This window comes from Sphingobacterium sp. ML3W (assembly GCF_000747525.1).
Lineage (GTDB): Bacteria > Bacteroidota > Bacteroidia > Sphingobacteriales > Sphingobacteriaceae > Sphingobacterium.
The window spans coordinates 3,674,114-3,692,356 of the sequence record NZ_CP009278.1 but is presented as its reverse complement, the minus strand read 5'-3'; the positions used below and the strand labels follow the sequence as shown (position 1 = coordinate 3,692,356).

Sequence of the window (18,243 nt, the reverse complement as noted above, 5' to 3'; positions counted from 1 at the left end):
GCTGTTTTAAGATCGTGAGAAAATTTTAATTTGTCGGGGGACATTTTTTACCCCTTTACATACTAACTTAACTTTAATACCAAGTACCCATATAAAACTTCTGTTGCCAGGGAGTTAATTTCAATTGAATTTGCTACGATATCTGATAAAATATGCACATTGTTGCTTTTTTCAACAATTTCAATCTTTCTTCCTATCCATTCAGTTCTAGCTGATATTTTATCGATAATTGAACCATGATAATCAAGATATAGATAAACGATAGATCCCTGGTTTAGGTAGTAAAAACTAGTTCTTCCAGCAGGATTATCTGCTGGGTTTGTAAATGATCGATATGCAACTATAGAAGAACTTTCATAAGGGTTCATTACTCGACCAATGGAATCACCTCTCGGATACATCTTTTTTGATGTATTTAATTCCCATGCTTCAATTACATTATCCTTTCTATCTATTGCTTTACCTAGACCAGGAATAAAGCCTGTAGCAAAGTTGACAGCTGAATTTGAATTGATACAGCGATCAGGGGGCGAAAGAGGATTTTCCCAAGTAGCCGGAACAATGTCAATAACTCCAGTGGGGGCATTTGTCCAAGATTCAATCTTTGTAAAATCATAGGTTTTACCTGCTATAGTTACTGGCTTAGTTTTAGGAATGTACATATTTCCCGAAGCCATAGCTATGGCCTGAGTAAAGCCATGAAAAACAAAGTTTAGTTTTTTTAATGAAATAAAATTCACTGGATTTACTGTAAGCCCCTTATCTGCAAACCTGTATACAATATTATGTTTTGCAATTGCTTCAATGCCAGGTAACGTATTAAATAGTACATTTTCAAGATATCCTCCAGCAGGTCTATTTAATTTTAATTGATTTAGGATAGATGGCAGGTCATACATATAATAACTTTCAACAACATCAATGTAATCTGCATAATAATCGCCTGCTGTCGTTACTTCAACTTTACCATCTAGAAGAATTTTTTTTTCTGATACCGAAATGCAGGGAATTAAATTACTTAAAGTTTCAACTGAATAACCTGATATTGAACCGGTATTTGTTCCATTTTCTTTATAAGTTAATGTACCCACAGGATTAACAAATGTATAAGAAAACCCATCAGTAGCTTTATTTAATGAGCAAATCCACAAGGTATTTGCATCTACAATCCTTAGTATAATAAAATCATTTATAATAGTATCTGTATAAATAGATCCTATATCCGAAAATGTTTTACCGTGAGCTGTCAAGGTCAGAGTCTTAGCTTGATTCCAGCCATGATTACCGCCTATAAAACTTCCATTAAAGAAGACCGGACAAATATCATCACCAGATGATTTAACCAAACTTGACATTACTTTCGGATCACCATTTTTTAAGGCCAAGTGTTCTTGGACCATGTTAATATTTGGATTTTTATCAAAATTATTTTCCCGGTTAAAAGTCAGCCAGCGCACTAAATTATGCGTTGTATTAAAACTTGTTGATACGTAAATTTGACCACCACTGTAATTAAGATGAACCGGTTTTTTAAAGTCATTAGCTAGATCATTAAATTTCTGATTCAGATTATCTACATTATTCTGAATGCCCGTTAAGGAAATAACATTAGTCGATAGGCTATCTGATGATTTTGGATAAATAATATCTCCGACCGCTCTGTCATTTAGAAGTATAGTGAAGTCAGTGAAATACAACTCTTTTCCATTTGGGAAACCCGTATTAAAAAGAAAGTAGTAACTTATTGTGCCATTAAATGCCGTTCTCCATACTATTTCAGAATAATTGATATTTATCCTTATCCAGTCACCAACCTGATTAATAATCTTCAATTTGCAAACAGCATTCTGATACTCGGCTGGATAAACACTGTTACGGGTTGCAATAATTTCACCACCTGTAAGCAGTAAACCTACATTCACAGAATATGCACAGAGTCCTAAGTAAGTCTGAAATGCCCCGGTGAAAATAGCCTGAAATTGAGTTTTTTTTGTCCAGAAAGAAAAGTCCAGTTGGCTGGGTCTGTTTGATCCTAAACTTAAAAATATAGTACGGTAATTTCCTAACCCATCCGGGGTCATGGTTGTTGTGAAAATTCTTTTAAAGGGAATTTTATCTTTTACAGGACTCTCTGAATCCGGTACAACATCTATTTTAAATGCGTTAACCGCTTCCGTAGCTGATCCGAAAAATTCAGGATTACCAGTATTTTCCTTTCCGTTAAACCTTTCATTAGGAGGTAACGAATTTAGTTCATTTATGTAAGAACTATTATCTTCTGTTGCCTGAGCTAACTGAGAAACAAAGGGAGTTACAGGAATTAATTCTGGCCTTACTGACGCGTCGGCATTCGCCGAATCTGTCATCGTTATATTCTGTTTATTTGTAACGCCATTAAAACCTGATGTAAACTGATGGGATACTGCACTGGGCGGATATGGAAAAATCCCATTAAGCGCAGCAATAAAACTCGGATATTCAACTCCAGATGGATCAATCGGTTTTATTTTCACACCTGTCGCTGAATAGTATACAAGTCCGCCATTACCTGTTCTGTGCTGTATATTAACAACATTTTGTCCGGGTTTTCTTAGATAAACTTTCGAGGCAGAACAATCTGGATTTGTTCTTAAATCACCAGTTGTTGCATCTACATAAGAAGGCGGTATAACATCGTGCAGATAGTTATAGGCATTTTGCCCGGTAATCAGATAATCTTTCGATACTGCATAATCAGCTGTCGCTTTTTCGGTTGGTAATCCACTACCTGTAGGATTTAAAACCGGCACACCAGAAGGCAATGCTAATGGTGCCTGATCCTGAATTTTCCATATATGAGCAATACCGTCCCAAAACAAAATAGCTTCATGGTTCGCTTGAATAACCAAGGGGGTTCCTTGATAAGTATATGTTTTACCAGCGGATCCACCCAATACACGGACGCTCTTGTTTTTATTTTCGAGTGTAGGTAATTCCATTACACCAGGTTCAAGAATTACAGCAGAGTCATCCGTCCACCCTTCAACCTGACTTGCCGGGATCTTACCGTCCTTATGAAAGAACGAATCAACCAGATCCCCGAAATTATTCGCTGTAGGCATTTTAAATGCCCCGAAAAACTCTTTTAATTTACTTATGGGTTGTTTCATTGTTAGATCGTAAATAAGGTGATTGAAAAGCTAATTGACCATTTTGTGTTTTCCGGAGCACTAACAGAAAAATAAAGGTTCTGCCCACTCGAATTTTTCCACATATCATTGAAAGTTGCAGAATCAATATCCGGAACTTTGAAAATTTTCATAAATCCTCTTTGAATGCCGGCCGTATCTCCAATTACTGGATATCCAGTAATACCAAACCCTCGCTGTAGCCCAGGTGCTACATAAGTAAAGGCAACATCACCTGTTAGTACAACTAATTTTCCCATCTTGAACATCCAGCATCTAGATGATCCCGGATCAATAACATTAAGTTCATTATCACTTACAGGCGTCCACTGCACGACCTGCTGATCCTTGATCCGATCGGCAATATCCAACAGATTGGATACTTTTTTCAAACTATCAAAATCTAAAACTCCACCCGCTGCGACCATCTTTGCAACTCGGGTATAATACACCGGTTTACTAACACCATCCTCAAATGTTTTTTCCGCGACAGTTTCCTCAATGATTACACGCGCTAATTTAGCGCCACCTATGAACGGCAAAACTTCTCCATCAATAACTACTGTCCCATTTGAAACGTTAGCACCTACGGTGTCGCAGCCGTTCAGAATATAGTTCTGTCCACCCAGATCAGCAAGACCAGCCAAAGAGCCATAAGCTGATTGTAAAAAAGATAATGTATTTGTCTCTAGAGGGAAACCGCCTGTCTGTTCAAAGTTCACCTTATTCATATCTTATCGTATATTTTGTACCTGCCAATTTGTATTTATTTATCATTGCTTTCAAACGTGCCGTTTCTGCGACATTGTTTAAGCTTTCTGGGACTATGACCACAAAGCCAGTCCCGAAACGTAATTCATCTGCTGTATAGATTGCCCTTTCACCTAGGAACAAGGGTCGCTGCTCTCCATCAGTAAAGATGTATGAACGCTCATGTAAATTAGAATCCTCAATGCGTATCGACCGATCACCGGCATCGAAATAATCATTCAATACCTTTCTTAAAGAAAACACCTGCGGTGTAATAGCCAGGTCCTTGTTATGATCATCACGTTTACTCAAGAACATGAGATAAATTGTGCGCATAGCTGAAGACAGCGTTTCAATTAATGCAAAAATCCCTTTGCGCCTAAAGAACAATGGAAGTAGATTAATGATCAACTTCTTGAAATCAACTGAAAATATTCTATCCATACGGCTGATAACTTATGTTTGAAAAATTATTCGGTTTAAAGTATCCGCTTTCCGGAATCTTATAAACATTGATTGCCTCTGCATTACCATAACCTCCGGACGTTGGATTGATCCAAGAACTTGAAGCTGAAACTAGATGTGGTATTTCCACACCCTCAACCTGCTGCAATGCATCGATCAGTTTAACCAATTGCAAAACCCCGTTAAAGGGCAGGTTTTTCAAAAAGGTATTGATTGCCAATTCAACTGGGCGTGTGCTATCAAGCAAAAGCGATCCATCTGGAGCAAATATCAAAGGATCATAATAGATGACCATGTTCAGATAAAGCAGGTCGGGCAAATAGTTCGTGACCGTTATTGTATTTCCGGCATCTTTGACTTCACTTAAATATTCCTTGAATGCTGTGAGCTGTTCTGCATTTATCGGTTCCAAATTATTATTTGCATCTTCTGTTGCAATCTTGATGATCAGACGGCTTTCATTTACCGCTTCATTTACCGCGCAATACTTGATGATCTGCGAGGTACTGATCTGCTCATCTGTCAAACCGGTATTATCGTACTGATCACTGTCCTCGATCAGTCCATAACCAAACCGAAATGCACGGGCTTTGCTCCGATACCAACGTAACGAGTGAGGTTTAAGATTCGCTATCTGATCAGAGACCTCTTGAGCATGCTGATCAAATAACTTCTCTAATACCCAAGTCGAAAATGAGATAATATCGATCAATATATTTTCCAAACTAACTTTAGAAAATTCTGTATCAAAATCAGATCCTACGTCAAATGAATATGTGCTAGAAAGCACCTCATTATTCATAAAGGTGATTTTTATTGCTGTTTTTATTTCTGTTAATGTTCTAGCCATTTTATTTAACTTGAAAATCTACTTCTAATATCCAATACCCGATTCCACCGAAAGAATCGAAATTATCCAACGTCCCGTGAGTCGCTATCTTATAATTTTTACCTCTAAAATAGTCGACGATATCCTTTATTATATATCTCGACTCGGGAACAATAACCTGTTCTTCTGGGATAAGATCATCTGTAATACTCTTACCACTGGCCATGGCCATTTCAAAAATAGAGAGCACAGAGCCCGTCTGCTCAACAGCCAGGTCAAAGAGTGTTTGGTTTTCAATAATATTGATTGTATTCATCGTGCCTCCAATTCTTTTACCCGTCTACGCAATTCCATATTTTCGGTTTTCAGCATCTTCACCTTGCGATTAAGTAGCGCTATTTCATCTTTTAGGATTCGTTCCTTATTTTCATAGAGTGCTTCGATATCCTGATACTTTTTTTCATACCTTGTTTGAAGGTCATCAAGCATTACTTTATAGTAATCTGCCAACTTGATATCATTATCGATTTCTTTACCTTCTACTTCTGTCGAATCTTTCTTACGGTTAAATATCCATTCAACGGCTTTAGTCAAGAAAGCACCAAGCGCAGCGGCCAGTGCTAAGTATACCTCTGTCATCCAATTATTGTCTTTATCTGTTCCTTAATCTGATCATAGCTTTTACCATCAAGTTCCAAATGAACCTTGACCCGGTTTTCAATATCAAATCGGGAATACTTAGCACGTACAAGCTGAATGATGTTTGCACCCAATGCCGGAAAGAATTTTTGTTCACCCTGATTCATCTGTAATATGATCGATACTTCCTGCATTGTCGAATCTCCAACGATCAGTGAGCCATTATGCACCTGTAGATCTAAATCTTTACCTAGTAAAATTCCTTTGCCAGCCATACTATACGTTTTGAATTATTCCCTTACCCGTTACAGGACCTCCAGTAGCTGAAGTACCAGTAACAACTGTTGTACGGCCTATTACAAACTGTGCAACTCCAGATGCTATTTTTTCCGCAAGTCTTTTCCTAGCTTCAGCTGGATTAACTTCTTTGTCAGAATCAAAATCGAATGCATCTTGAAGTATTTTGGATAATTCTTGTTCAGTAATTGCCATTTTTAACCGATTAATATTTTATTTAACCTTTGTTTGATAACTGTCATCGCCGGCACATTTATACTTCGTCCCTGGATCACAACAATTTTATTCAGCTCGTCGATCATATCGTTTAAAACAGTTTTAAGAGACTCTGAATTCTGCTTTAAAATGAATCCTTCTTTTTTCACATGTAATAAAGTTGAGCCAACTTTTATTTCAATTTCTTCAAGCTCTTCAGCATAGATCAAAAAGCTATTTCCTGATTCGTTTCCAATAATTCCAATAATACAGGTGCAACCTATAACAGGCTTCTTGTCTTCAGAACCAAGCCCGAGCAGTACATCAAAGTATTCCAGATCATCGACGATACCAATGACATCCATAAGCTTATTATCCCAGTCAATGCTTTTAACAGTGCACCAAGCTGTCTGCACTTCAGACATGTTCTTGATCTTATTACCCAATAGACTATTTAATCGTTCTATGCTCATGCCGTTTTTTCTCCCAATGTAATTTGCTGCCTAATACCTCCGACATCAAATGTCTTCATCACTTTTTCTATGTAATAGACACCATCACGATCAGGATATAATCCAGACTTCAACTCAACCTTTTTACCATGTTCAACCGATGGCAAACCGAATGCAGTAAAGGAACCATCGAAACGATCGACCTTTGCTTTCTTATAATCCGAGCGTGCTAAAAGTTCAAGTTCAGCACGAACTTTTATATTTTGATAGTTACGTGATACCTCGACGTTGTAATCTTTATCTCCAAATTCAACTTCAATTTTCTTTCCGAATCGATCTGTCGAATTATACCTGAAGATGATCAGTACATCTTCTTTTCTTTTATAGTTTAAAGCTGTCGAAACGCAATTTCTTTCCAAATGGAATTTAAAGGGTTTTTCATCGCTTTTTAAAGAGTAGTATTTACCGGATATCAAAGTTTTACCTTTCATATAGGTAAAGAAGTTCCAATCTTGCTGGAGCTTTTCGATAACAGCTCCGACAGTTGTTTTTGCCAACCGAACAGATCCAAGTTGGATCTCATCAGCATCAACTTTGTAACCAGGTGCAATTTTTTCTAACAAAGCTTTCAAAGTAATCTGTCTAGCTGAAAAGTTGACCGGTAAGTTTCTGACCTTAAACATTTCATCTTCAAATTCTATTGATATCGGGATATCAGCAGACACCGTTGCTATATACCCTTTAAATTCTTCAGTCATATTGTTGTTGTACCCAAAGCTAATCTCGATAGGATCTCCACGATGGAATACATCTCTTATTTTGTACTTATCAAAGAACTTTATATTACGAGGTAAAGTTAAAGTACCTCTTGATGTCATCTCTTTAAAGGTGCTTTCAAATTCAATCGATGCGCAACGATGGATAACTATTTCCTTCCTTTCGCGCATTGCAGGAAAGACAATTTTACAGACCATTACCAGTGTTGTCATTGCTCTACGTAATTAGGTAAACCAAATTCCATTGGATCATCACCAATGAGACTCATTTGAAAAGCAACGACACCTGGTTGACCCTGTGGTATATTTTCAGACCACTCGGAAATACACACGCGTTGTATACTGCGGAGTCCAAATTGAGATCCAGAGACCTCGATTGCATCGGCTAAATTTTCCCACTCCAACAATTTCGCAAACTGTTCCTGTGCTGAGTTATCTGGTTCATCTAAGCAAAGCCCCCTCACATCGATTATCCAGTCGTCAAATCCGAATATTTCTTTCACCGTACCGTTAGATCCTAACACGTTCGTTCTAGTGATATTCTTAGCTCTTCTGAACGAAAACATTGTTGCTGGAGGTAAAGCAAAATCATTTAGCTGAACGATCTCCAGCTCACCGTTCAATTTATAGCGTTTATAACTGCCTTTTTTGAAGGATGCCTGAAACATGATAGGCGTACCCATCCAGCTCTGCTTTGATTCTTCATTATAATACTCGGGCAATGTATTAATGCCCATGTAATTGATATTTGCAGGTGTATTACTTAAAAGCGGTTCGGTAATGTAGATCGGCATATTAATGCCAAAAGCAAACTGAAAAAGCTGTGAAACATTATATCTTATATCTGCCATTATGAACCTATATTAATTGCTGCATCCTGTAATCTGTCTGCGATTCTTCCTGCCACTTTATCAGCCAGGTCACGAATATTTACACTTTTATCTGCGTTGAAAATATTACTTACATTAATAGTAATGGATTTGATTCCACCAGATCCGCTACCAACATTCAATCCATCTGATGAACCGTTTCCTTTACCTTTCTTAGTCTTATCTTTGACTGGTGAGAAACTTAATTTATCTGCTTTTATTAGATCGTTAACGGAGGCTTTATTTTCGGTTTGTTTTTCTTTTTTCTCCGAAGTTTCATTAACAGTAATCAGATTATTCTTTTTTCGAAATTCTTCTACTGCATTTGCTGATTCTTTAGCCCATTTCCATCCAGTCAATTCACCAACCCAACCTAAGATCCTTTGCAACGGATGCATAATAACATCAACTAGAACAATACCGATCCGCTTGATAGCACCAATAATTCCGTCAGATTTAAAAGCCTCTACGATAGAATCCCAATGTCGCTTAATGAGTAGGATCCCTGATATTAAAAAGCCGATAGGTCCCATGAAAGCAAGTACAGTTGAACCCCAGGAATCAAAGCTGTCGATAGCAAAATAGATCAACGTGATCAAAGCAGTGATACCGGCTATGATCAGTCCAATGGGATTCATGCTCATGGCAAAGTTTAAGACCTTTTGCGCCGCTGTCTGTAACCATGTTGCCTTTGTCAAGGTCTGAACAATTGGAATAATAGAGGCTAAGACCTGTAAAAATGGTCCCATCTTTTGCGCATAGATTCCAACATCCCCAACGATCTGACCTGCTTTAGTAGTGACATTCGACCAAAAACGTAAGAATCCAGCACCAGCCTCTTCAACAGCAGGAAGGTCTTCAAGCTTGGGCATACCATTAGCAAGGCCTTCGATAAGTGCAGCACCGGCATCTTCACCAGCTCCTTTAAATATATCGGCGAGTACCAATTGCTTTGCCTGCGCAGTCGCGCCCTTCATACCTTTAGCAATGATCTGCAAGGCCTCCATTGTTGTTTTACCAGCTAGATCTTTTTGCTTGAGTCCGATACCAGCTAATGCGTCGATCTGTGTTTGCCCCATTTCTCGGATAGCAAGACCACCTTCTTTTAAAGCATCAATTGCCTTGTCAGAAAATACTCCATCCTTACCAGCCTTAGCAATTAATGCGATCGCGTCAGAGGCACTAATTCCCAGCGCTTTGATCTGTGGACCATATTCTTTCATCTGATCAAGGAAATCACCATTGACATTTGCACCCCGTTTAAACCCCTCTTCGATCAGGGCGAGATTCTCTTCGTAAGTGCCGCCGATCTGTTCTGTCATTGCATTAGCGGCAACTGCGATTTCAGATGAATTTTGTTTATAGACATCACCGATCTCACGGCTTTTCATCACAAAGCTGTCGAGTGCAGCACCTGACAGATCAGTCATGCGCTGCACATCAGTCGTCAAGGTTTGAATTTCAACTGAAAAACTAAGACTATCCGAAACACGACCAATGATTTCAGCGAACTGATTTGCTCCGGTTATCATTGCGTTCCAGTTGGTATCCTTTTTTTTCATGACATCCAACTGATCATTGATATCCTTCAGATCCTCTTCAGTCTCCTGAAGCTCTGTATTTAATTCAGTGACCTTTTTCTTCTGTGCCTCAAGTGCTGCCAGAGCTGCAACTTTAGTACGCCCAGGTGTTGCCTTTTCATAAGCTTTTTCAAGCTTACCCAGTTCGGCTTCATTTTCCTTTATTTTCGCCTTTAAATCATTGAAATGATCTTTTGTATTAACAAGAGCTTCTTTCGCTTCTTTCTCAGAATACTTGATCCTGTCAGTCATTTCATCAACAGATCCGGTCACAGCATTAACGCCCTTCATCATGTTTTTGATGGGGGCGGTAACTTTATCACCAAATTCTAAAATCCATTTTGTTATGAAATTTGACATTTTCTAATTTTTGTTTCCGTATAATTTGTGAGCGAGCGTGTAAAGAACATCTTCCAATATTGCCCGGGTATTATTTGCCTGTACCTCCTGAAGTTTCCCTTGGATATAAAGCCATTCATTTACGATTCTAGCCCAGTCCTCATCATCAAGAGCCAATGGATCTATACCTAGATGGCGAATCATGGCATTGCCTTTTGCAATATCATCGCCAGTTCCATCTTCCAGAGAAAGACTAAACTGGTCTAAAGCTTTTTTATGGTACCTTTTGCCGATTCCATCAATTGGCCAACTTTTGAAAGCAACTGACTGTATATTGCACCATCATATTCATAAGCCTCTTTGTCTCCTTCCAATACGCATCCAAGGATGATTTTTTGCTGTACATTGATATCCTTTTTTTTCTCAGCATCAGCAATTGCCTGAATGACCGATCGCCCGGGTTTTTTTACCAAATAATGAAATTCCATATCATCATCTGTCTCAATGATGATTTCTCTCAAATTACGGGCACCACCGACTTTAGCAGCATGGTTATCGATTTCGGTTTGACCGTATGGTTTTATGACTTGCTTTTCCATTAAATAACATTCCAGTTAATGTGTGAAATAATAAGGGTGAACTGTGTAGCTATTGTACCATCAGCTTGCTTAACATCGACACCGACATTTGTGAACTCAGCATTTCGGATGATATCCTTTGTGATAAAGCCATCTTCACGCATATATTCCACAACCATGTCAAAGGGTGCGATATCCTGTAATCGTTTACCTTTAGGTAGTGAGGCATGAATAGCATCTACCTCTTCTTTATAAAGCGTAATAGAAGCCTTTGCTTCATAATTACCTCGTGATCGGCCAATAGGCATATCTCCATTACCATACACGTTTTCTTTGGCAACGTTATCATCGTAAGCCAATGTGTTGATGCCTTCGACATCCCGTCCAAGTAAGTTGGTCGTGATGGAATTCCATCCCGTCATCGTACCAAACTTGTTTATAATTGTTGCGTTCTGTGACATAGGGTTAAATATTATTTGTTAGACCAACAGCTACTTCAAACTCATGCACGATACCATCGGCCACAATCAATGCCTGAACTTTTACAGGATTTGTATCATTGACGACCTGTCTATAATCGATCGCTACTTCAAATCCTGAAATATCATCTGAAGCGACCATTTTATTCAGCGCTTTTTCTAATAAGGTCTGCCAATAACTTACAGTTGTACTTGCAATAAATCCAGTAGTAGGATCTTTTTTTACTTTTGATTTTACACGTGGCAATAATGTCGCTCTGATCAATCGAGCTGCCTTATTCCAAACCCGATTATTTTCGATGAAGGCATAGTCAGAACCACGGTCAATTGCTGTATAAGAATTTTCAAAAAACTGTCCGGCATATCCTTCATAACTGGAGGCAACGATATAACCTTTATCGATGATGGCTTTTAACGCTGCCTTATCCAAAGAAGCAATGGAACGTCCATCTGAAAGAAAAGATTCCAACCAGCGTTTTTCAACCTGATCTGTTAACGTGTAATCATCTGTACCACGTTTTGCACGGGGTTTACTTTCGATATCAACCGATCCTAAATTTTCAGAAATCTTTCTAACCGCAATCATCCCCAAGACAGAACCGATCGATACTTGCTTATCGCCTTTTTCACAGGCAACAACTACCGATACATGTGCACATTGCAGTGTAAACAGATTTAATGTAAAATCCTCCAGTTCATCAAAACAGACCGCGACGAAATCAATAAATCTATTTTCAGATAGTAACTTATTGACGATCGTCTGTTGAGCAGTTACAACAGTTGTAACCTGGGTTAAAATTTCGGGATCATGTTTAACCGACAAAGCATATCCTTTGATCTCTTTATTCTGGTTTAAGAATCCGATCAAATCTGCTTCAACAACCGAATTAAAAAGATATAGCGTCGCTTCTGGTGCCAATCGGAAAAACTCGGTTATCTGATCATGAAGTTTTAAACTGTTATTCGCGTCAAAGCTTTCATTTATTCCGATTTCTTCAGCAGCATAAGCTGATGTTAAAACAACACCTTTTCCAGCATTATTGACAGCAGTAGCAATTGCGCCAACAGGAATACCAATAACGATCATTGCGACATGGTTGTCCGTTCCTTCAGCCAGACGTTGAAGACCACCTTGTAGTCTATCAACCGTAACACCGCCTAACTGCGCCATTACACTTTTGGGATTTTAATTTTTTCACCTATCGCAACACCTAGATCTACCAGATCAGGATTAGCATTCAACAATTCCTGGGTTACCTCGACCTCTTCTTCTTCCTGATCAACGTCAGTCTCCAGTTCTTCAGAACGCTTTTCAAAAGCAGCTTTTACTGTCTTACGTTCATCGGTTGCATACTTAGCCAGGTCTTCTAAATTTTGAGCTTCAAGAATAAATTTGATTACTTCTTGAGCAGACAATTTGATCGGTTCATTTTCTTCAGAACTTTCAAAATCTTCTTTTTTGAAATCAAATACATTTCCCTTAGGTCCAGCATGATTGGAGGCATCACCTTTATTGAAGAAAAATTGACCGTCACTAGTGGCAAATATTTCAGAAACATGAGCTTTTTCAAAAAATTTGCTTGCTTTCGCATTCAGTTCTTTTAATGTTAATGTCTTCATTTCAATATTTTTAATTTTTTAAGAAGTACTCTGCCAACAATAATGACTATACCAATTCCCCCAATCCAAGCCAGTGATTTTATATACCAGGGTATATAGGGTACATGTTCCGTTTTTAAAATAGTTTTGGTATCAATTCTCTGTCGGTCTTTTTCAGTAATCTGATCGCGGATTTTTGCATAAATAGATAAGCTATCACAGGTACAGTCGACTTCTAGTTTTCCATCACTCACCTTTATTCCTGCAATAGCATTTTTATTCTGGCTCCCGGATTTAAAGCCTTCTTTTAAATCCTTTAAATCAACTTTAAAATTTGTATTAGCAACTTTCGTGATAAACACAGTATCTCTCTCAGTGACCGTTTTTGTTACGGTTACCGTATCATGTATTGTCTGGTGCAATACAAGGGGAATTGATGATCCAGTTTTTCTGGATCCGCAGGCTGTGGCAAGTAAAATTAGCCCTAGTCCGATGAACAGTACTACTTTATAGAGTAGCTGGTTCGATAAAATTTTATAATGTTGCATCTCTTTTATTTAATGCCTGCCTGAAGGCGAAGCTGTTCTAAACTTTGTCCAAATGTCATCTGGAAATGAGGGTAATCTTTAAATGATTTCCAGTCACCACCCCATTCGAAACCCTCTTCTTTCGCAATTCTTACGATATCTTTATTGAGCACAGTCCAATCGGCCTGACCATTCTTTATGACGACTACATCTAGTGCCAGTCCAAAATTATGATAGGAGTACCCACCTTTTGCATTTGTAATGATCTTCCCTGGCTTAGTTCTGCCTTGGGCATAAAAACCATTTTGCTCAGCAATATTTCGTCTTCCTTGCGTTACCCTTAGCGTAAAACCAAGTTCAGTATATACCCTGTTGATGAAACGAGTAGCAAAAGGCTGCACACGTTTATCAAGCGTGGCAATCCTTTCGTCAGTTACTTTATCCCAGGTACCCATAATTATACATTACCAGAGATCAATGCGCCAAAGCCGTGATCCTGTGTTTTACCTGCAAGACCGTAAACCTGTAATCTGAATCTGCTCTCAGGATCAGCGCCTTCCGTATCGATCGTTTCCGGTTTATAAAGGATCTTGACCTGATTCAAATACTTAGTGGTATTTGGAGCATAGTAAAAAATAGAAGCCTCTTGATCACCAGCTTCTTTAACAACACCTTTTGGGCGTAATACACCAGCGGATGTGTATAATGGAGCTGCATTGTTCTCAAAAATCTTCAGCTTATAAAAGCCATTAACTTCACCTGTCACAGGATTGATGCGAATTCCGTTTCGATGATTTGTCGTTCCGGCCGCATCTAATTTTAAATCGTTTTGGTGGACCGGTGCTAAATTCATGAACCATTGACTTAAATCCGTTAAATTCAATAAATTGATTTCCGATTCAAAGTTTATTAAATCTTCAAAAGTCAATCTTTTTCGACCTTTCCCATCATCATCTCCGGTTGTTCTTAGAAAAACCATTCCTGTACCTGCCTGTTCAGGGGCTAACTTTTGAATAATATAGTCGCGATAACCAACTTTAAAAGACTGGTCATGCAAAACTCTTGTTTCCGCACGAAGATCAAAAGATAAAGCACGAATGTCTTTATCAGTCACACTACTTGGAGTGGTGTCTAATTTATCCCAGGGCACAACACCATTTTGACCAGCTATCGATTTAGCTACCAAAGGCTGCGTATTATTAACCAATAGATCAACATTATTGATCAGTTTATTAGCTCTTAGGCCATCAGCGGTAACTGCTCCCTGTGGCGCATTTGGAATCACGCCAACAAAATCATCTTTATAATTTCTGAAGTCTTTAAGGAGTTGGGGAGCAACAAACTTATTCAGATATAATCCACTTACTAATTCCATTTTCTATATTTTAAATGATGTTAAATTGACGTATTTAGCAGTTTTTCAAATTCTTCAGGTTGTTCGTCATGAAGTTTTGACAACCCTTCAGGATCTTCATCCTGCCATTTAGCATATGACCAGTCTTTACGGTCAGCAACTGCATTTTGATTAAGATTAGTATCACCAATGACTTTGCTCAACTGTGGAACTGGTGTCATTGCATTGATGACCGCTTCAACAGCATCTGGGTCTTGAGCGGCCCAATTTTCATAAGTCTGTTTTACTTCTGCAGTAATCTTTTTGTCCAATATTGCTTTAGCAACGATTGCAGCACCACGCATTTTTTTAGCTTCTTGAGCTTGCGCATTTACCACAGTCAATCGGTCAGCATCTTGTTTAGCTTGTTGAGCAGCATTGATGATCTGTTCATCTGTTGCATCGGCCGCAAGGCCTAGGGCTGAGATAATCTTTAGTTTATCCATTTCATTATTTGAATTTATTTCTTCTGAGTTTTCAATTTCTTCTGGAGTGAGACAAGCTTGTACCATATTATCATGTACAGCTTGTGGCGTGTGGACAGGTTTTCCGATCGCATTTATCAGTTTCATTTCAAGAGCCTGTTGAGCTGTGAGCCATAAATCGCCCTTATTCCATAGTGCCTCTACTTCACCTTCTGTCAGGCCAGTTTTAACAGCATATCCACGTCTGTAATCATCGGTTAGATCTGTCAAAAGTTTCAGTTCACTTTCAATAGCATCCACATTACCATGAATATTTGCTTCCGGACGGTGGATCATTAATTTGGTAGAAGGGTCAGCCGTTGTATAATATTTTGCAACCATGTAGGTAACAGCACTAGCTGCTAAACTTCCAAGATATAGATCAACATTTTCAGGCCCGAAGCGATCTAGTTCGTGACAGATATCCGAAGTCTCAAAGACACTACCTCCACCGCTACTTATATATAAGCTGACTCCTTTAATACCCTGTGCAAGAAATGCATCAACAGCAGCACGTATGACGGCGGCACTTCCAGTTTCTGAATACGTACCAATGATATCGGTAATGCGGATGTAACCACGGCCTGCATGCGCTTCCGCTGTGATTTTTATTTTCTTATTTACACTCATTTGAAAGTCTCTTGTTCCAATTATTTGATACAAAAAAACTGCTTAAGCGAGTCAAAAAAAAATCAACATTCCAGTTTAGTTTTAAATCACAACTAAATTAGTATCAGACATATACTAATTGAAAATCACGTTTTTTCAATCCGATGCTAATCCTTCATTTTTGCTCTATATAAGGAAAGAGATATGGGAAGATCAAAGGACAGCGAGCGTAATACAGCACATAATATGTACGTGTTCCAAGGCAAATGCGCTAAGGAAATTTCGCTTGTCATTAAGGTCACGGAAAAGACCGTAGGCAATTGGATTACCAAAGGTGGTTGGAAAGCTGAACGGGAAGCTGAACACAATACCGGGCCAAAGCGAATTGAAAATATAAAAAGGGTAATTGGTAATCTAACTGAAAAAAGATTGTCGGTGGAATCGGAAGCCAGAGCAGCTGAAGCAAAAGGTGATAAAGCCGATAAATTATTACTGGATGCACAGGCGGCATCAATGGCACTTGAGGTAGCCTACTGGAATAAAGCACTTACTGGCTTGGATAAAAGCACAAGGATCAGCTTAGAGATTTATTTAGAGGTAATGGAATCCATATTTTCGGATCTCAAAAAGTACAATAGTGATCTATACCTATCCACCATAGATTTTCAGCAGTTGCATGTCGAAACCATTTCTTTAAAAATTGGATAGATGAAGGCAGCCGATAAAAAAGCAAAGGAGCGGTATCTCAGAAAGCTTGAGCTAGTCCGTAAATCGGGAAAGGTAAATCCTTTTGAAACTGAAGAGGAAAGAAAAGCAGCCATTCAACGTGCAAAAGACGATCCTGAATTTTGTGTTCAGCGCTTCTTTCCTCACTATGCAACATCAGAATGTGCACCCTTTCAGATTGAATATGCATGGCTTGTGGCCAATGACCCAAATTTTACAGGTTTCGCAAAATGGGGACGTGGCCTTGCAAAGTCAGTTTGGAATAATGTTATCATCCCTTTCTGGTTATGGCTCCGAGAAGGAGAAATGTATTTCGTTCTGGTTGGTGTTAGTGAATCCCGTGCTGTTCGACTTTTAGAAGATCTCCGGGCAGAGTTTGAGGGTAACCCACAAATTATAGCAGATTTTGGCGAACAAAAAAAGTTTGGCAGCTGGGAGGATAGTTTATGGATAACCTCTTCAGGTTTTATCGCTCAGGCCGTTGGTTTTGGTCAATCTTGCCGTGGTATACGTGTAGGAACACAAAGACCAAAGCATTACAATTTAGATGACTTAGAGACCAAAGAGACAATTAAGAACGAAAAGCGCCAAAAAGAAATGGTCGAATGGGTAGAAGGTGAATTACTTCCTTCCATGGACGGTGACTTTGAACGGTTATGTTTTTCCAACAATTGGTTTGCACCTGTTATGTTCCTGCGTATGCTGGCTGATCTTCATCCAGACTGGATCGTACATGAGGTAAAAGCGTACAACCCGATTACATACGAACCTGCATGGACGTCGAAATATACTCCACAATATTATCGAAAGAAAGAAAAACGCATGGGAGTTCTTGTCGCATTGGCAGAATACAACCATGAGGCGAAAATGACCGGTAAGGATTTTAAATCAGAGTGGATCGTATGGGACAAAATGCCGAACCTCAATCATTTTAAAATAATTGTCGGGCATTGGGATGTCGCTTATGCCGGAACAGAGACCAGTGATTATAACGCCATAAGAATATGGGGATTATGTAAGGATAACTTATTCTGGTATATACAAGGTTATGTCAAAAAATCAAAAATGGCTCCAGCAGTGGAGTACATGTGTGATGTACAGAGCACTTTACCATCCACGGTGATCATCCACTGGCAGTTCGAGTCGCAATTTTGGAACGATGAGGTACAAAGGGTCTTAAAAGAGGTTCAGAAAGAAAAAAAGGTCCGGTTGAACATTAGCAAGATAGACACGCCTCGAGGTAAAAAGTATGACCGTATCAAGCGCATGGTACCACGCTATCAAAATAATAGGATCCGGTATAATATCAGAATGAAATCTGATAACGATACACAGGTTGGATTACACCTTCTATATGGCATCGAACCTAATTACACGACAAAAGACGATGCCCCTGATGCCGATGATCAGGCACAAGAAGTACTGGAAAAACATATCCCGATCAACGATGAAGAGGAAAGTGATCAAATAATATGCGGGTCAATGGAACCCAATAACGAAAGGATTTAAT

At 38.8% G+C, this 18,243-nt stretch carries 23 protein-coding genes; 2 read left to right on the top strand and 21 right to left on the bottom strand.

Annotated elements, in window-relative coordinates:
* Positions 1 to 62: 62 nt before the first annotated feature.
* The 21 genes from KO02_RS15860 to KO02_RS15760 are packed head-to-tail and all read right to left on the bottom strand — an operon-like array spanning position 63 to position 16,028.
* Positions 63 to 3,149: a hypothetical protein gene (locus tag KO02_RS15860; protein ID WP_038699833.1), complete on the bottom strand. Its 3,087-nt coding sequence runs from the start codon at positions 3,147 to 3,149 to the stop codon at positions 63 to 65.
* Positions 3,150 to 3,151: 2 nt separating this feature from the next.
* Positions 3,152 to 3,898 carry a hypothetical protein gene (locus tag KO02_RS15855; protein ID WP_038699831.1) on the bottom strand — a complete coding sequence of 249 codons (747 nt, stop codon included), beginning with the start codon at positions 3,896 to 3,898 and terminating at the stop codon, positions 3,152 to 3,154.
* Positions 3,891 to 4,361 (bottom strand): hypothetical protein, encoded by a 471-nt coding sequence (locus tag KO02_RS15850; protein WP_051959983.1) that lies wholly within the window; start codon positions 4,359 to 4,361, stop codon positions 3,891 to 3,893. Before KO02_RS15850 ends, KO02_RS15855 begins: the two co-directional genes overlap by 8 nt.
* Complete coding sequence (locus KO02_RS15845) at positions 4,354 to 5,232, bottom strand: hypothetical protein (RefSeq protein ID WP_038699829.1); 879 nt, start codon at positions 5,230 to 5,232, stop codon at positions 4,354 to 4,356. Before KO02_RS15845 ends, KO02_RS15850 begins: the two co-directional genes overlap by 8 nt.
* A 1-nt stretch (position 5,233) precedes the next feature.
* Positions 5,234 to 5,527, bottom strand: a complete 294-nt coding sequence (locus KO02_RS15840; RefSeq protein ID WP_038699827.1) for a hypothetical protein — start codon at positions 5,525 to 5,527, stop codon at positions 5,234 to 5,236.
* Positions 5,524 to 5,850 carry a hypothetical protein gene (locus tag KO02_RS15835; RefSeq protein WP_038699825.1) on the bottom strand — a complete coding sequence of 109 codons (327 nt, stop codon included), beginning with the start codon at positions 5,848 to 5,850 and terminating at the stop codon, positions 5,524 to 5,526. Before KO02_RS15835 ends, KO02_RS15840 begins: the two co-directional genes overlap by 4 nt.
* Positions 5,847 to 6,125: a hypothetical protein gene (locus KO02_RS15830; RefSeq protein WP_038699822.1), complete on the bottom strand. Its 279-nt coding sequence runs from the start codon at positions 6,123 to 6,125 to the stop codon at positions 5,847 to 5,849. Before KO02_RS15830 ends, KO02_RS15835 begins: the two co-directional genes overlap by 4 nt.
* Before the next feature lies 1 nt (position 6,126).
* Positions 6,127 to 6,342, bottom strand: a complete 216-nt coding sequence (locus tag KO02_RS15825) for a hypothetical protein (protein WP_038699820.1) — start codon at positions 6,340 to 6,342, stop codon at positions 6,127 to 6,129.
* A 2-nt stretch (positions 6,343 to 6,344) separates the two neighbouring features.
* The gene (locus tag KO02_RS22920; protein WP_051959982.1) at positions 6,345 to 6,815 is read right to left on the bottom strand and encodes a hypothetical protein; all 471 of its coding nucleotides are present in this window, start codon (positions 6,813 to 6,815) and stop codon (positions 6,345 to 6,347) included.
* On the bottom strand, positions 6,812 to 7,783 hold the full coding sequence (locus KO02_RS15815; RefSeq protein WP_038699818.1) for a hypothetical protein: 972 nt from the start codon (positions 7,781 to 7,783) through the stop codon (positions 6,812 to 6,814). The genes KO02_RS22920 and KO02_RS15815 overlap by 4 nt, the downstream gene beginning before the upstream one ends.
* A complete protein-coding gene (locus KO02_RS15810; protein ID WP_038699816.1) occupies positions 7,780 to 8,421 on the bottom strand; it encodes a DUF6046 domain-containing protein in 642 nt (213 codons plus the stop codon). Before KO02_RS15810 ends, KO02_RS15815 begins: the two co-directional genes overlap by 4 nt.
* Positions 8,421 to 10,379 carry a phage tail tape measure protein gene (locus KO02_RS15805; RefSeq protein ID WP_038699814.1) on the bottom strand — a complete coding sequence of 653 codons (1,959 nt, stop codon included), beginning with the start codon at positions 10,377 to 10,379 and terminating at the stop codon, positions 8,421 to 8,423. The genes KO02_RS15810 and KO02_RS15805 overlap by 1 nt, the downstream gene beginning before the upstream one ends.
* Before the next feature lie 3 nt (positions 10,380 to 10,382).
* Positions 10,383 to 10,562: a hypothetical protein gene (locus tag KO02_RS15800; RefSeq protein WP_038699812.1), complete on the bottom strand. Its 180-nt coding sequence runs from the start codon at positions 10,560 to 10,562 to the stop codon at positions 10,383 to 10,385.
* Positions 10,563 to 10,621: 59 nt separating this feature from the next.
* The gene (locus KO02_RS15795; protein WP_038699810.1) at positions 10,622 to 10,957 is read right to left on the bottom strand and encodes a hypothetical protein; all 336 of its coding nucleotides are present in this window, start codon (positions 10,955 to 10,957) and stop codon (positions 10,622 to 10,624) included.
* Positions 10,957 to 11,397, bottom strand: a complete 441-nt coding sequence (locus KO02_RS15790; RefSeq protein ID WP_038699808.1) for a hypothetical protein — start codon at positions 11,395 to 11,397, stop codon at positions 10,957 to 10,959. Before KO02_RS15790 ends, KO02_RS15795 begins: the two co-directional genes overlap by 1 nt.
* A 4-nt stretch (positions 11,398 to 11,401) precedes the next feature.
* A complete protein-coding gene (locus KO02_RS15785) occupies positions 11,402 to 12,586 on the bottom strand; it encodes a DUF2586 family protein (RefSeq protein WP_038699805.1) in 1,185 nt (394 codons plus the stop codon).
* Complete coding sequence (locus KO02_RS15780; protein ID WP_038699803.1) at positions 12,586 to 13,035, bottom strand: hypothetical protein; 450 nt, start codon at positions 13,033 to 13,035, stop codon at positions 12,586 to 12,588. The genes KO02_RS15785 and KO02_RS15780 overlap by 1 nt, the downstream gene beginning before the upstream one ends.
* Positions 13,032 to 13,562: a hypothetical protein gene (locus KO02_RS15775; protein ID WP_038699801.1), complete on the bottom strand. Its 531-nt coding sequence runs from the start codon at positions 13,560 to 13,562 to the stop codon at positions 13,032 to 13,034. The genes KO02_RS15780 and KO02_RS15775 overlap by 4 nt, the downstream gene beginning before the upstream one ends.
* Before the next feature lie 5 nt (positions 13,563 to 13,567).
* Positions 13,568 to 13,996 carry a M15 family metallopeptidase gene (locus KO02_RS15770; RefSeq protein WP_038699799.1) on the bottom strand — a complete coding sequence of 143 codons (429 nt, stop codon included), beginning with the start codon at positions 13,994 to 13,996 and terminating at the stop codon, positions 13,568 to 13,570.
* Between the two features lie 2 nt (positions 13,997 to 13,998).
* On the bottom strand, positions 13,999 to 14,916 hold the full coding sequence (locus KO02_RS15765) for a hypothetical protein (protein ID WP_038699797.1): 918 nt from the start codon (positions 14,914 to 14,916) through the stop codon (positions 13,999 to 14,001).
* Between the two features lie 20 nt (positions 14,917 to 14,936).
* A complete protein-coding gene (locus KO02_RS15760) occupies positions 14,937 to 16,028 on the bottom strand; it encodes an ATP-dependent Clp protease proteolytic subunit (protein ID WP_038699795.1) in 1,092 nt (363 codons plus the stop codon).
* Between the two features lie 183 nt (positions 16,029 to 16,211).
* On the opposite strand from KO02_RS15760, the gene KO02_RS15755 reads away from it, so the two are divergent.
* Positions 16,212 to 16,715, top strand: a complete 504-nt coding sequence (locus KO02_RS15755) for a hypothetical protein (RefSeq protein ID WP_038699793.1) — start codon at positions 16,212 to 16,214, stop codon at positions 16,713 to 16,715.
* On the top strand, positions 16,716 to 18,242 hold the full coding sequence (locus KO02_RS15750; RefSeq protein WP_051959981.1) for a hypothetical protein: 1,527 nt from the start codon (positions 16,716 to 16,718) through the stop codon (positions 18,240 to 18,242).
* The last annotated feature ends 1 nt before the right edge of the window (position 18,243 follow it).